This window comes from Rhodococcus sp. Z13 (assembly GCF_025837095.1).
In the GTDB taxonomy this organism is placed as follows: domain Bacteria; phylum Actinomycetota; class Actinomycetes; order Mycobacteriales; family Mycobacteriaceae; genus Rhodococcus; species Rhodococcus sacchari.
Map to the genome: position 1 here is coordinate 1,817,065 of NZ_CP107551.1, position 13,092 is coordinate 1,830,156.

Sequence of the window (13,092 nt, forward strand, 5' to 3'; positions counted from 1 at the left end):
TTCGGCGCGACCGCACCGGCCGCGTCGAGCGAGTGATTGGGGTTGGGCGTGTATCGGGTTTTCGAGGCACTCGACGAACTGGTTGCGATCGTCGAAGAGGCACGCAGCGTTCCGATGACGGCGAGCTGCGTGGTTCCGCGCGGCGACGTCCTCGAGCTGCTCGACGACGTGCGTGACGCACTGCCACCCGAACTCGACGACGCCCAGGACGTCCTCGACCACCGCGACAAGCTCATCAACGACGCCCGCGCCCAGGCGGACAAGACCGTCGGTGACGCCGACGAGGAGGCCCGCACCCTCCTCGAGGATGCCCGCGCCGACGCCGACCGGATGCTCGCCGAGGCGAAGGCCCAGGCCGACCGGATGGTCGCCGAGGCCCGTGCCCACGCCGACGAACTCGTCCGCGACGCCCAGGCGGAAGCCGACGACCTCGTCGCCGACGCCAACCAGCAGTACGAGAGCGTCACCGGGCGGGCCCGCGCCGAGGCCGACCGGATGATCGAGGCCGGCAAGGCGTCCTACGACCGGTCCGTCGCCGACGGCGAGGCCGAGAAGGCCCGCCTGGTGTCCCAGACCGAAGTGGTGCAGGCGGCACACGCCGAATCCGCCCGTGTCATCGACGCCGCGCACGCCGAGTCCGACCGCCTGCGCAGCGAGTGCGACGAGTACATCGACGGAAAGCTCGCCGAGTTCGAGGAGCTGCTCGGCACCACCCTGCGGTCCGTGGGCCGCGGCAGGCAGCAGCTGCGCACCTCCGGGGTGCCGGACTACGCGGAAGCGGATCACCGCGCCTCCCGGCGGCGCTGAAGCGGATCACCGCGCCTCGCGCCGGCGCTGAGGGCGGCCTTCGGTACCGCCTTCACCTGCGGGATTTCCTTCCGCATCGTCTATCGCGTACCATAGTGCGGTTGCCCAATCACACGAGCTTCCCGTCGTGTGATACGACGTCGTCCGAAGAAAGTGAGTTCCCGTGTCTGCCCGCAGTACCAGCACGCCGCGTCCCGAACGGGAGGCCGGTCTGGTGTTCGACACGTTCTCCCTGGGCCGTCGGCCCGGATCGATGCGCACGGTCGAGCGGGTCGTCGCATCTCCCTCGCGGATGGGTCTCGAGCTGATCGCCATCCAGGAGGGAGCGGAGATCGCACTCGACCTCCGGTTGGAGGCGGTGTCCGAGGGCGTCCTGGTCACCGGTACAGTTCGAGCCGACGCCGTCGGTGAATGCGCGCGATGCCTCGAGCCGTTCACCGAATCGGTGGACCTGTATCTCACCGAGCTGTTCGCTTACCCGAACAGCGTCACGGATCAGACCACCGAGGACGACGAGGTCTATCGTGTCGAGGACGATCTGATCGACCTCGAGCCGGTCCTCGTCGACACGGTGGGACTGGAGCTTCCGCTGCAGCCGTTGTGTAGCGACGACTGTGCGGGATTGTGCCCCGAATGCGGCATTCGCCTGGCGATTGCGGAATCCGGGCACCGTCATGAGACAATGGATCCTCGCTGGGCTGGGTTGGCAGCCAAGTTCGGCGCGGGCTCCGAAGAACCCAGCAGTCAAATCGACAGCTTGAACAACGAGGAGAAGTAGACGTGGCCGTCCCCAAGCGCAGAATGTCGCGTTCCAACACCCGGTCGCGGCGGAGCCAGTGGAACACCACTGCGCCGACGCTCGTCACCTGCCCGAACCGCGGTTGCGGCGAGAAGAAGCTGCCGCACGTGGCGTGCCCGTCCTGCGGCACCTACAACGGCCGTCAGGTGACCGTTCCCGCCTAATCGGAACTCTCACGTGACGAGCAAGTCTTCCGAGACGGCTGCCGAGGGCGGCGAGGAGAAGCACGACTCTCTCCTCGCCGCCCTCGGTGTGCCTCTGGACATCGAACTACTGACCCTTGCGCTGACCCACCGCTCGTACGCCTACGAGCACGGCGGGCTGCCCACCAACGAACGTCTCGAGTTCCTCGGGGACGCGGTCCTCGGCCTGGCGGTCACCGAGAAGCTCTACCTCACCCACCCGAACAAGTCCGAGGGTGAACTCGCGAAGATCCGCGCCAGCGTCGTGAACATGCACGCGCTCGCGGAGGTCGCACGCGGCCTCGGTGAGGGTGGCCTCGGCGCGCACCTGCTGCTCGGCAAGGGCGAGGAACTGACCGGCGGCCGTGACAAGGCCTCCATCCTCGCCGACGGCATGGAATCCCTGCTCGGTGCGGTGCACCTGCAGCACGGCATCGACACGGCCCGCGAAGTGGTGCTGCGCCTGTTCGCCGAACTGCTCGAGCGCGGTCCCCGTCTCGGTGCGGGTCTCGACTGGAAGACCAGCCTCCAGGAGCTCACCGCCGAACGCGGCCTGGGTGTGCCGGCCTACGAGATCACCGCCACCGGCCCGGACCACGACAAGGAGTTCACGGCCACCGCCCTGATCGGCGGTGCTCCGCACGGCTCCGGTGTCGGCCGCACCAAGAAGGAAGCGGAGCAGAAGGCCGCCGCGACCGCCTACAACGCGCTCACGGCCGACGACGCCGAGTCCGACGCCGCCACTCCCGACGCCGCCACCTCCGAAGCCGACTGAGGGATCCGTGCCGGAACTCCCCGAGGTCGAGGTGGTCCGTCGCGGTCTCGACGCGCACGTGGTCGGCGCGGCGATCGAATCCGTCCAGGTCCTGCATCCCCGCGCGGTGCGTCGGCACGAGCCCGGTCCCCGCGACCTCGCGTTGCAACTGACCGGGCAGAAGGTCGCCGCGGTGCAGCGGCGCGGCAAGTACCTGTGGCTCGTGCTCGAGCCCGCCGACGTCGCTCTCGTGGTGCATCTGGGGATGAGCGGACAGATGCTCGTGCAGCCGCCCACCGTCCCGGACGAGAAGCACCTGCGCATCCGTGCCGTCCTCGACAACGGCGCCGATCTGCGGTTCGTCGACCAGCGCACCTTCGGCGGGTGGGCGCTGGCGCCGCTGACAAAGGTCGACGGCGACCGGCTGCCCCTGCCCGTCGCACACATCGCCCGCGATCCGATGGACCCGCGTTTCGACCGTGAGGCCGTCGTGGCGGTGCTGCGCGGCAAACACACCGAGATCAAGCGCGCACTCCTCGACCAGACGGTGGTCTCGGGCATCGGCAACATCTACGCCGACGAGGCGCTGTGGCGGGCGGGCATCCACGGCAACCGGCTCGCCGACGGCCTGACGCGGCCGAAGCTGCGGGCGGTGCTCGACGCGGCCGCGGAGGTGATGGGGGAGGCGCTTGCCCAGGGCGGTACCTCGTTCGACGCGCTGTACGTCAACGTCAACGGCCAGTCCGGATACTTCGAGCGGTCGCTGAACGTCTACGGGCGCGAGAATCTCGGGTGCCGCCGCTGCGGCGCCCCGATCCGCCGCGAGAAGTTCATGAACCGCTCCTCGTACAGCTGCCCGAAATGCCAGCCCAGACCGCGAACGACCCGGTAGCGCAGGGCGTACCGGGTCGTTCGGGGCGAATCGCTCGTCAGATGTCGAAGAACACCGTCTCGGCGCCCCCGTCCGGGGTGTCCTGCAGACGGATGTCGAGCGTGTAGACGGTGCGGCCGTCCCGCTCGGAGCGGGACGCGATCAGGGTGTCGCGGCGGACCTCCCACTCGATGCCGCTCAGGACCGGATCCTTCGCGTTGAGTTCGGCCTCGTCCTCGAAGTAGATCCGCGTGTGCAGGCCGATGTTGATGCCGCGCGCGAAGATCACCACCAGGACGTGCGGCGCGGACACCGACCCGTCGGGGTTGGTGACCGGGCCCGGCTTGATCGTCTCGAAGGTGAACACGCCCGTGTCGAAGTCGCCGCCGGTGCGTCCCCAGCCGCGGAAGGTGGGGTCGGCCTCGCGGTCCTGCCGGTCCTCGGGGTGGGCGTAGCGGCCGTGGGCGTCGGCCTGCCAGATCTCGAGCAGCGCGTCGCGCACCGGGGTGCCGGTGCCGTCGAACACGCGGCCTTCCAACAGGATCCGCTCACCGACGGTGTCCTCGGAGACCAGCACGTTGCCGAAGTTGTTCTCGAAGATGTCGAAGCCGGCCTGCTGCGGTGCCAGGCCGATGTGCACGTACGGGCCGCCGGTCTGCGAGGGCGTCTCCGGGAAACGGGTGACCATCGGGCGCGGCAGCAGCGAGGGGACCGGATCGAAGGGGTTGGGGGACAGGCTCATCGCGGGGCTCCCGGCAGGTTGACGTTGTCGAAGAAGGTGGCGCGGCGGCCGCGCAGGGTGATGTCCCAGCGGTAGGCGCGCGCGTCGAAGGGTGCGTTCGAGGCGGGATCCTCCTGCGCGATCAGGCTGCGCAGCTGGTCGAGCGTCGGGATCGTCCGCGCGATCGGGCACTTCTCGATGAGCGGGTCGCCCTCGAAGTACAGCTGGGTGATGAGCCGCTGCGCCCAGCCGCGGCCGAGGATCGACACGTGGATGTGCGCCGGCCGCCAGGCGTTGCGGCTGTTGCCCCACGGATACGCGCCGGGCTTGATGGTGCGGAAGTGGTAGTAGCCGTTGGCGTCGGTGACCATCCGCCCGCAGCCGCCGAAGTTCGGGTCGATCGGTGCGAGGTAGGTGTCCTTCTTGTGCCGGTACCGGCCGCCGGCGTTGGCCTGCCAGACCTCGACGAGGGCGCCCTCGACGGGATTGCCGAACTCGTCGCGCACGAAGCCGTGGACGATGATCCGTTCGCCGATCGGCAGGCCGTCCTTGGCGAAGTTGAGGATCAGGTCGTTGTCGAGGTCGCCGAGCTCGTCGCTGCGGAAGATCGGGCCGGTGATCTCCGAGAGGGTCGGTTTGGGGGTGATGAGCGCGTTCTTCGGGGCGCGCAGCACCGAGGTGCGGTAGCCGGGTGTGAGCGCGGGCGGATGCAGTGTGTGGTCGCGCTCGACGTATTCGCCGGTGGACATTCGAACTCCGATCTGTCGGGCTGTTGCCACCACCCTAGGTGTGACAAAAACTCATGTAAATTGACGAAATGGCAGAATTTACATAACTTGGAGTGATGGATCTGGAGTTCGACCTGCCCCGCACCGAACCGGACCTCGCCGCCCGCATCCGCCTGCGCCACCTCCGCTGCTTCGTCGTGGTCGCGCGCGAACAGCACGTCGGCCGCGCCGCGGACCTGCTGCACCTCAGCCAACCCGCCGTCACCAAGACGCTCAACGAACTCGAGACCCTGGCCGGGGTGAAACTGCTGGACCGGGGACGCCACGGCGCGCACCTGACCGCCGCGGGGCAGCGCTTCCTGCGGCACGCGCGGGAGGTCACCGCGTCGCTCGACGCCGCCGCCGCGGCCCTGGCCGGCGTCGGTGAGCCCACCCCCGACCCGCTGCGGATCGGCGCCCTGCCCACCGTCGCCGGCTCCCTGCTGCCCGAGGTTCTCACCCGGCTGCGCGCCCGGCACCCCGAACTCGACGTCCGGGTCCGCACCGACCCGAACACCGTCCTGCTCTCCGCCCTGGCCACCGGTACCGTCGACGTCGTGCTCGGCCGCATGGCCGAGCCCGCCCGGATGGTCGGGCTGTCGTTCGAACTCCTCTACGCCGAAACCCTCGTGTGCGTCGTGCGCCCCGGACACCCCCTCGCCGGCCGGCCCGTCACTCTCGCCGACCTGCTCGACCACCCACTCGTCGTCGCCACCCGCGGCACGGTGCCGCGGCACGCCGCCGACGCCCTGTTCGAACGGCACGGTCTGCGCCCGCCCGGCGGTCGCCTCGAGACCCTGGACCTGTCCGTCGCGCGCGGGGTGGTGCGTCGCAGCGACGCCGTGTGGATCACCACCGAACGCGCCCCCCGCGACGACCTCGCCGACGGAACCCTGTGCCGCCTCGACCTTCCCGCCGCCGGAACCGTCGAACCCGTGGGGGTGCTGCGCCGCAGCGCCGACACCCCGTCGGCGGCCCTCGACAACCTGCTCACCCTCCTGCGCGACATCGCCGTGGGGGAGACATGGCAGGATTTCCCCCATGGCTGACCAGACTCCCGATCTTCCCCCGACCGAACTGTGGGTCGAACGCACCGGAACCCGCCGCTACACCGGCCGCAGCTCCCGGGGCGCCGAGGTGCTCATCGGATCCGAGAACGTCGAGGGCGTCTTCACACCCGGTGAGCTGCTGAAGATCGCGCTGGCCGCGTGCTCGGGCATGTCCTCGGACTTCCCGCTGTCCCGCCGCCTCGGCGACGACTACGACGCCACCATCCGCGTCTCCGGTGCCGCCGACCGCGAGAACGAGGTGTACCCGCACCTCGAGGAGGAACTGGTCCTCGACCTGTCCGAACTCGACACCGAGGCCCAGGCCCGCCTGCTCGCCCTCGTCGAACGTTCCATCGACAAGGTGTGCACCGTGGGCCGCACCCTCAAGGCCGGCACCAAGGTCTCGCTCACCATCACCCCCGAGTCCTGAGGCCATGACCACGAACCCGGACACCGAACGGCTCACCGCGTGGGTGCACGGCCGGGTCCAGGGCGTGGGTTTCCGCTGGTTCACCCGGGCCCGCGCCCTCGAACTCGGACTCGTCGGACACGCCACCAACCACCCCGACGGGCGGGTGCTGGTCGTCGCCGAGGGCCCGCGGCCCGCGCTCGAACAACTCCTGGCCTGGTTGCGCTCCGGCGACACCCCGGGCGAGGTACGGCTGGTCGTCGAATCGTGGGACCCCGCGCGCGGCGGCCTCACCGGTTTCGTCGAACGCTGATCCCGGCCCGTTCGGCCGCGCGGCCTGCTATCTTGCAGCGGTCGTAGGCAACAGCGGCCGACGGGGGTCCGGGCGCACTCGGTGAGTGGGGGAGACCATGGCGAAGCGTGTGCGCGTGACGATCCTGGCGGCGGCCGCCGCGGTGGCGACGGCGCCCTGGACGGCCGGCCCGGCGGCGGCCGATCCCGACGATGCCTGTGCGCTGCGGCCCGTGACCACGGTGACCTCCGGCCTCGGAGTGCTCGAGAACCTCGCCTTCGACGGCCGCGGCGGCCTGCTCGTCTCCGACACCTCCTTCGTCGGCCCGGGCGCGCTGCGCCGTGTCGCCCCCGACGGCACCGTCACCACCGTCCTGCCCGAGGTGACCGGACCGGGCGGCATCGTCGTCGACGGCTCCACCGTCTACCTCAACGTCGGCAACACCACCGTCTCGGGTCTCGCCGGGATCCCCGACGGCACGATCGACGTCCTCGACCTCGACACCGGCGATCGCCGCACCGTGGCCACCGGCCTGGTGATGCCCAACGGTCTCGGCCTGCTCCCGGACGGTTCGCTGCTGGCCTCCCGCGACATCGGGCAGGTGGGCCTGACCCACGTGCCCGCCGACGGCAGCGGACCCCGCGTGATCCGCACCGACCTCGGCTCGGTCAACGGCATCGCGGTGACCGGCGACACCGTCTACACCGTCACGACCTTCGAGGCCGTCAACCGCCTACACGTCCTCGACGCCCGCGACCTCGAGGGACCGGTGCGCAGCATCGACCTCCCCGGCCCGGGTCTGCTGTCGATGCCCGACGACCTCGCGATCGGACCCGACGGCGCGCTGTACATCGCGCTCAACCTCGGCGGTGCGGTGCTGCGCGTCGACCCGCGGACCGGCGAGAGCTGCCGCATCGCCGAGGGGATCCCGCTGATGTCCTCCCTCGCCTTCGGCGCGGGACCGGGCTGGGACCCGAACACCCTGTACACGACCGGTTTCGACGGAACGGTCCGGGCGGTCCACCCGGCGTCGTGAAGCCGGTCGGAGCCCGCCGGTAGAGTTTTTCCCATGTATCTCAAGAGTCTGACGCTGAAGGGCTTCAAGTCCTTCGCCTCGTCGACGACTCTGCGTTTCGAACCGGGCATCACCTGCGTCGTCGGCCCCAACGGCTCCGGCAAGTCGAACGTCGTCGACGCCCTGACCTGGGTGATGGGGGAGCAGGGCGCCAAGGCCCTGCGCGGCGGCAAGATGCAGGACGTCATCTTCGCCGGTACCTCGGGCCGGCCCCCGCTCGGCCGCGCCGAGGTCACGCTCACCATCGACAACTCCGACGGGGCGCTGCCCATCGAGTACTCCGAGGTCTCGGTGACCCGCCGTATGTTCCGCGACGGCGCGGGCGAGTACGAGATCAACGGCAGCCCCTGCCGCCTCATGGACGTGCAGGAACTGCTGTCGGACTCCGGTATCGGCCGGGAGATGCACGTCATCGTCGGGCAGGGGCGCCTCGCCGCGATCCTCGAGTCCCGCCCCGAGGACCGCCGCGCCTTCATCGAGGAGGCCGCCGGCGTCCTCAAGCACCGCAAGCGCAAGGAGAAGGCGCTGCGGAAACTCGACTCGATGCAGGCCAACCTCGCCCGCCTCACCGACCTCACCGCCGAACTGCGCCGCCAGCTCAAGCCGCTCGGACGCCAGGCCGAGGTCGCGCGGCGCGCCCAGACGATCCAGGCCGAGCTGCGCGACGCCCGCCTGCGCCTGGCCGCCGACGACCTCGTGACCCGCCGCGCCGAACTGTCCGGCCACGACGAGCAGGAGAAGGTGATCCGCGAGCGCCTCGACAACGTGCTCGCCACCCTCGACGACGCCAACGCCGAACTCGCCCGCTTCGAGAAGGCCCTCGCCGAGCTGACCCCCGCCGCCGAGGCGTCCTCCCAGAGCTGGTTCCGGCTCTCCGCCCTTGCCGAACGGGTGTCCGCGACCGTGCGGGTCGCGCAGGAACGCGCCCGCCACCTCCACACCGAACCCGAGGACCGGTCCGGGCAGGATCCCGACGAGATGGAGGCCCGCGCCGACCGCATCGCGGTCGAGGAGGCGGAACTCCTCGAAGCCGTCGAGATCGCCCACGGTGCACTGGAGGCCGCGCGCGAGCAGCTCGCCGACCAGGAGGAGGCCGCCGCGGAGGCCGAACGCGCCCACCTCGCCGCCGTCCGCGCGGTCGCCGACCGGCGCGAGGGCCTGGCCCGCTTGACCGGCCAGGTGGAGACGATGCGCACCCGCGCCGACTCCATCGACGCCGAGATCGGGCGGCTGACCGTCGCCATCGAGGAGGCCCGGCTGCGCGGTGTCGCCGCCCGGGAGGAGTACGAGACCGCGCAGGCCCGCATCCCCGATCTCGACGCCGCCGAGGTCGAGGCCGACGCCCAGCACGAACGGGCCCTGGAGGCCCTGCGCCTCGCCGACGCCCGGGTGACCGAACTGCAGGAGGCCGAACGCGCCGCGGGCAAGGAGGTCGCCTCCCTCACCGCCCGCATCGAGGCCCTGTCCATGGGTCTCGAACGCACCGACGGCGCCGCCTGGCTGCTCGAGAAGCACGGTGAAGGCCTCACCGGGCGCATCGCCGACCGCCTCCGCATCTCCGCCGGATACGAGGCCGCGGTCGCCGCCGCACTGGGGGCGGCCGCGGACGCCCTCGAAGCCCGCACCGCCGACGCCGCGACCTCCGCGGTGACCGAACTCGCGCAGGCCGACCAGGGCCGGGTGGCCTTCGTGATCGCCGGTGCCGCGGGCGGCCCCGCCCGGGGAAGCCTCCCCGAAGGAGCGCGGTGGCTCGGCGAGGTCGTGGACTGCCCCGCCGAACTGCGCGGTGGCCTCGACGGCCTGCTCGCCCACACGATCGTCGTCGACGATCTGCCCACCGCCCTGGAGATCTGCGCCGCACGTCCCGATCTGCGGGCGGTGACCCGCAGCGGCGACCTCGCCGGTGCCGGCTGGGTGATCGGCGGGTCCGACCGCGCACCGAGCACCCTCGAGATCCAGGCCGCCATCGACACCTCCCGCGCCGCCCTCGACCAGGCCGTGCGCCGCTCCGAGGAACTGGCCGCCGCGCTGGCCGGTGCGCTCGCCGAGCAGGCCGAGCGCGCCGAGCACGTCGAACAGACCCTGGCCGCCCTCAACGAGTCCGACGCGGCGATCTCCGCCCTCTACGAGCAGCTCGGCCGGCTCGGCCAGGCCGCCCGCACCGCCCAGGCGGAGGCCGACCGTCTGACCCGGCAGCGGTCCGAGGCCGAGAGGCAACGCGATGTCGCCCGCCAGAAGGTCCTCGAACTCGAGGAACGGCTGCGCCACGCCGAGGACGACTCCGCGGGTACCGGCGAGGGCTCGGCCACCGAGCACACCGCGGCCGAGCGGGAGATGGCCGCGGCCGCGCTCGCCGAGGTGCGGGCCGTCGAGGTCGAGGCCCGGCTCGCCGCCCGCACCGCCGAGGAACGCGCCGAGGCGCTCCGCGGCAAGGCCGACTCGCTGCGCCGGGCCGCGCAGGCCGAACGCGAGGCCCGCGCCCGCGCCGAACGCGCCCGGATCGCCCGCCGCCAGGCCGCCGCGGTGGCCGCCGCCGTCGCCGAGGCCGGACAGCGTGTGGCCGCGCAGCTCGACGAGGTGGTCGCCACCGCGCTCACCCGCCGCGACGAGCTGAACCGCCGTCGCGCCGAGTGCGCCGAACAGCTCGAACGGGCCCGCGAACTCGTGCGTGAACTGTCCGCGCAGCGCGACCAGCTCACCGACGCGGTGCACCGCGACGAGGTCGCCCGCGCCCAGGCCGCCCTGCGGATCGAGCAGCTCGAGCAGGCCATCGTCGAACAGCACGGCATCGCCCCGGACGATCTCGTCGCCGAGTACGGCCCTGACGTCCCGTTGCCGCCCACCCCGCTGGAGATGGCCGAGTACGAGCAGGCCAAGGAACGCGGGGAACAGGTCGTCGCGCCGCAGCCGATGCCCTACGACCGGGCGACGCAGGAACGCCGCGCCAAGCGCGCGGAGAAGGACCTCGCGACCCTCGGCCGGGTCAACCCGCTCGCGCTGGAGGAGTTCGCGGCGCTCGAGGAGCGCTACAACTTCCTCGCCACCCAGCTCGAGGACGTCAAGAGCGCCCGCAAGGATCTGCTCGCGGTCGTCGAGGAGGTCGACGCCCGCATCCTGCAGGTGTTCACCGAGGCGTACGCCGACGTCGAGCGCGAGTTCGAGCAGGTGTTCGCGAAACTGTTCCCCGGCGGCGAGGGCCGGCTGGTCCTCACCGATCCCGGCGACATGCTCACCACCGGAGTCGAGGTCGAGGCGCGCCCGCCGGGCAAGAAGGTCAAGCGCCTGTCGCTGCTGTCCGGTGGCGAGAAGTCGCTGACCGCCGTGGCGATGCTCGTGGCGATCTTCCGGGCCCGTCCGTCGCCGTTCTACGTGATGGACGAGGTCGAGGCCGCCCTCGACGACACCAACCTGCGCCGGCTGATCGGGCTCTTCGAGCAGTTGCGGGAGAAGTCCCAACTCATCGTCATCACGCACCAGAAGCCGACGATGGAGATCGCCGACGCACTGTACGGCGTGAGCATGCGCGGCGACGGCATCACCCGCGTGATCTCGCAGCGTCTGCGGGGACGCGACGTGACGACACCCGTCCCCGAGCCGGAGGAGGAGCTCCAGGCCTGACAGTATGGGTACGTGAGTACCGGAGCCTGGATAGTCATCGCCGCCGCCCTGGCGGTCGTTCTCGTCGCGCTCGTGGTCGGGCTGACCCTGTACCGCCGGCGGCAGGTGTCACTGAAGGCCCAGCCGAAATCTCAGGAGACCCCGCAGCTCGGCACCGCCGAGACCAAGGATCGTTCCGGCGGGTACAAGGCCCAGAGCGGGTTCAGCTTCTCGCAGGGTACGGCGGCACCGCCGAAGCCGGCCCCGAAGCCGACACCGAAGCCGACGCCGAAGGCGGAACCGGAGCCCGCGCCGAAGCCGCGCACCGTGCCGCTGCCGGAGGAGGTCACCGAGGCGCCGCCGGCCACCCCGGCCGCGCCCGCGGAACCGAAGCCGGCCCCGAAGCCTGCCGAGCCCGAGCCCGCCGAGCCCGAGCCCGCCGAGCCGGAACCCGTCGAGCCCGAGGTCGCACCCGAACCGGCCGTCGCGGAACCCGAACCCGTCGAGCCCGAGGTCGTTCGGGAGGCCGCACCGGCACCCGAGACCGTCACCGAGCCGGAGACCGCCCCTGAGGTCGCTGAACCGGAAGCTGCCCCCGAGATCACCGAGCCGGCCGGTCCCGCGGCCGTGCCGCCCGCCCCTCCGATCGAGGAGATCGAACCCACCGCGGGCCGTCTCACCCGCCTGCGTGGGCGTCTCGCGCGGTCGCAGTCCGCGGTCGGCAAGAGCCTGCTCGGCCTCCTCGGAGGCGGTGACCTCGACGAGGACTCGTGGGAGGAGATCGAGGACACCCTCCTCATCGCCGACCTCGGCGCCGCCACCACCACCAAGATCGTCGACCGGCTGCGGGAGGAGATGGCCGCGCACAGCGTGCGCACCGAAGCCGACGCCCGCGCCGTGCTGCGCAGCGTCCTCGTCGACGAACTCCGTCCCGAACTCGACCGTTCCATCCGGGCGCTGCCGCACGACGACCACCCGGCCGTCCTGCTCGTCGTCGGTGTCAACGGCACCGGCAAGACCACCACGACCGGCAAGCTCGCCCGCGTCCTCGTCGCCGACGGGCGGCGCGTGCTGCTCGGCGCCGCCGACACCTTCCGTGCCGCGGCCGCCGACCAGTTGCAGACCTGGGCCGAGCGGGTCGGGGCGGAGGTCGTGCGCGGCAAGGAGGGCGCCGACCCTGCGGCTGTCGCGTTCGACTCGGTGTCGAAGGGCATCGAGAACGGGGTCGACGCGGTCCTGGTCGACACCGCCGGCCGCCTCCACACCAAGACCGGTCTGATGGACGAGCTCGGCAAGGTCAAGCGCGTCGTCGAGAAGAAGGCCGTCGTCGACGAGGTGCTCCTCGTGCTCGACGCGACCATCGGTCAGAACGGCCTGATGCAGGCACGCGTGTTCGCCGAGGTCGTCGACATCACCGGTGTGGTGCTCACCAAGCTCGACGGCACCGCCAAGGGCGGCATCGTCTTCCAGGTGCAGCACGAGCTCGGTGTGCCCGTGAAGCTGGTGGGGCTCGGCGAGGGCGCCGACGACCTCGCCCCGTTCGAACCGGAGGCCTTCGTGGACGCCCTGCTGGGCTGACCGAGTTCCTCCTCCAGCCGCCCCTGCACCGGTCCCGGACCGGCTGTTCCTCCCTCCCGGAGGAGCGGCCGGTCCGCTCTTGTCACGGCCGTGTGAAATACGTTCGGCTCCGTGCGAAACAAGGACGAAACACGTCCCGTTCGTCCGTTCACGCCCACGAAACAGTGCGGCGCCCCCACGGAAACATCGGC

General features: G+C 71.3%; 13 protein-coding genes. 11 read left to right on the forward strand and 2 right to left on the reverse strand.

The features are described from left to right. Positions 1 to 48 precede the first annotated feature (48 nt). From OED52_RS08275 to mutM, 5 genes are all read left to right on the forward strand, one after another. Positions 49 to 807: a DivIVA domain-containing protein gene (locus OED52_RS08275; protein WP_264154161.1), complete on the forward strand. Its 759-nt coding sequence runs from the start codon at positions 49 to 51 to the stop codon at positions 805 to 807. Between the two features lie 163 nt (positions 808 to 970). Then, the gene (locus OED52_RS08280; protein WP_264154162.1) at positions 971 to 1,585 is read left to right on the forward strand and encodes a YceD family protein; all 615 of its coding nucleotides are present in this window, start codon (positions 971 to 973) and stop codon (positions 1,583 to 1,585) included. 2 nt (positions 1,586 to 1,587) lie between these two features. Then, complete coding sequence (gene rpmF / locus OED52_RS08285; RefSeq protein WP_264154163.1) at positions 1,588 to 1,770, forward strand: 50S ribosomal protein L32; 183 nt, start codon at positions 1,588 to 1,590, stop codon at positions 1,768 to 1,770. Positions 1,771 to 1,783: 13 nt separating this feature from the next. Further along, positions 1,784 to 2,563 (forward strand): ribonuclease III, encoded by a 780-nt coding sequence (rnc, locus tag OED52_RS08290; RefSeq protein ID WP_264154164.1) that lies wholly within the window; start codon positions 1,784 to 1,786, stop codon positions 2,561 to 2,563. A gap of 7 nt (positions 2,564 to 2,570) precedes the next feature. Continuing rightward, complete coding sequence (gene mutM, locus OED52_RS08295) at positions 2,571 to 3,434, forward strand: bifunctional DNA-formamidopyrimidine glycosylase/DNA-(apurinic or apyrimidinic site) lyase (RefSeq protein ID WP_264154165.1); 864 nt, start codon at positions 2,571 to 2,573, stop codon at positions 3,432 to 3,434. 37 nt (positions 3,435 to 3,471) lie between these two features. Here the strand turns inward: mutM and pcaG are convergent, their stop codons facing one another. Both pcaG and pcaH read right to left on the reverse strand, forming a co-directional pair. Then, entirely contained in the window at positions 3,472 to 4,155 is a 684-nt protein-coding gene (pcaG, locus tag OED52_RS08300; RefSeq protein ID WP_264154166.1) for a protocatechuate 3,4-dioxygenase subunit alpha, read from the reverse strand. Then, the gene (gene pcaH, locus OED52_RS08305) at positions 4,152 to 4,883 is read right to left on the reverse strand and encodes a protocatechuate 3,4-dioxygenase subunit beta (protein WP_264154167.1); all 732 of its coding nucleotides are present in this window, start codon (positions 4,881 to 4,883) and stop codon (positions 4,152 to 4,154) included. Before pcaH ends, pcaG begins: the two co-directional genes overlap by 4 nt. A gap of 95 nt (positions 4,884 to 4,978) precedes the next feature. Between pcaH and pcaQ the strand changes: the two genes are divergently transcribed. The 6 genes from pcaQ (at position 4,979) to ftsY (ending at position 12,901) form a co-directional block, all read left to right on the forward strand. Then, positions 4,979 to 5,950 carry a pca operon transcription factor PcaQ gene (gene pcaQ, locus OED52_RS08310; protein WP_264154168.1) on the forward strand — a complete coding sequence of 324 codons (972 nt, stop codon included), beginning with the start codon at positions 4,979 to 4,981 and terminating at the stop codon, positions 5,948 to 5,950. Continuing rightward, positions 5,943 to 6,380 (forward strand): OsmC family protein, encoded by a 438-nt coding sequence (locus OED52_RS08315; RefSeq protein ID WP_264154169.1) that lies wholly within the window; start codon positions 5,943 to 5,945, stop codon positions 6,378 to 6,380. Before pcaQ ends, OED52_RS08315 begins: the two co-directional genes overlap by 8 nt. 4 nt (positions 6,381 to 6,384) lie before the next feature. Then, entirely contained in the window at positions 6,385 to 6,672 is a 288-nt protein-coding gene (locus OED52_RS08320) for an acylphosphatase (protein ID WP_264154170.1), read from the forward strand. 97 nt (positions 6,673 to 6,769) lie between these two features. Further along, positions 6,770 to 7,687 (forward strand): SMP-30/gluconolactonase/LRE family protein, encoded by a 918-nt coding sequence (locus OED52_RS08325; RefSeq protein ID WP_264154171.1) that lies wholly within the window; start codon positions 6,770 to 6,772, stop codon positions 7,685 to 7,687. A 33-nt stretch (positions 7,688 to 7,720) separates the two neighbouring features. Further along, positions 7,721 to 11,344 carry a chromosome segregation protein SMC gene (gene smc, locus OED52_RS08330; RefSeq protein ID WP_264154172.1) on the forward strand — a complete coding sequence of 1,208 codons (3,624 nt, stop codon included), beginning with the start codon at positions 7,721 to 7,723 and terminating at the stop codon, positions 11,342 to 11,344. Positions 11,345 to 11,356: 12 nt separating this feature from the next. Continuing rightward, the gene (gene ftsY, locus OED52_RS08335) at positions 11,357 to 12,901 is read left to right on the forward strand and encodes a signal recognition particle-docking protein FtsY (RefSeq protein ID WP_264154173.1); all 1,545 of its coding nucleotides are present in this window, start codon (positions 11,357 to 11,359) and stop codon (positions 12,899 to 12,901) included. Positions 12,902 to 13,092: the final 191 nt, after the last annotated feature.

What these genes read in the sequence shown, in the direction of transcription:
- OED52_RS08315 (WP_264154169.1), top strand. Translation starts at nt 5,943, where the DNA reads ATGGCTGACCAGACTCCCGATCTTCCCCCGACCGAACTGTGGGTCGAA.
- OED52_RS08325 (WP_264154171.1), top strand. Translation starts at nt 6,770, where the DNA reads ATGGCGAAGCGTGTGCGCGTGACGATCCTGGCGGCGGCCGCCGCGGTG.
- pcaG (WP_264154166.1), bottom strand. Translation starts at nt 4,155, where the DNA reads ATGAGCCTGTCCCCCAACCCCTTCGATCCGGTCCCCTCGCTGCTGCCG.
- pcaH (WP_264154167.1), bottom strand. Translation starts at nt 4,883, where the DNA reads ATGTCCACCGGCGAATACGTCGAGCGCGACCACACACTGCATCCGCCC.
- OED52_RS08320 (WP_264154170.1), top strand. Translation starts at nt 6,385, where the DNA reads ATGACCACGAACCCGGACACCGAACGGCTCACCGCGTGGGTGCACGGC.
- pcaQ (WP_264154168.1), top strand. Translation starts at nt 4,979, where the DNA reads ATGGATCTGGAGTTCGACCTGCCCCGCACCGAACCGGACCTCGCCGCC.
- smc (WP_264154172.1), top strand. Translation starts at nt 7,721, where the DNA reads ATGTATCTCAAGAGTCTGACGCTGAAGGGCTTCAAGTCCTTCGCCTCG.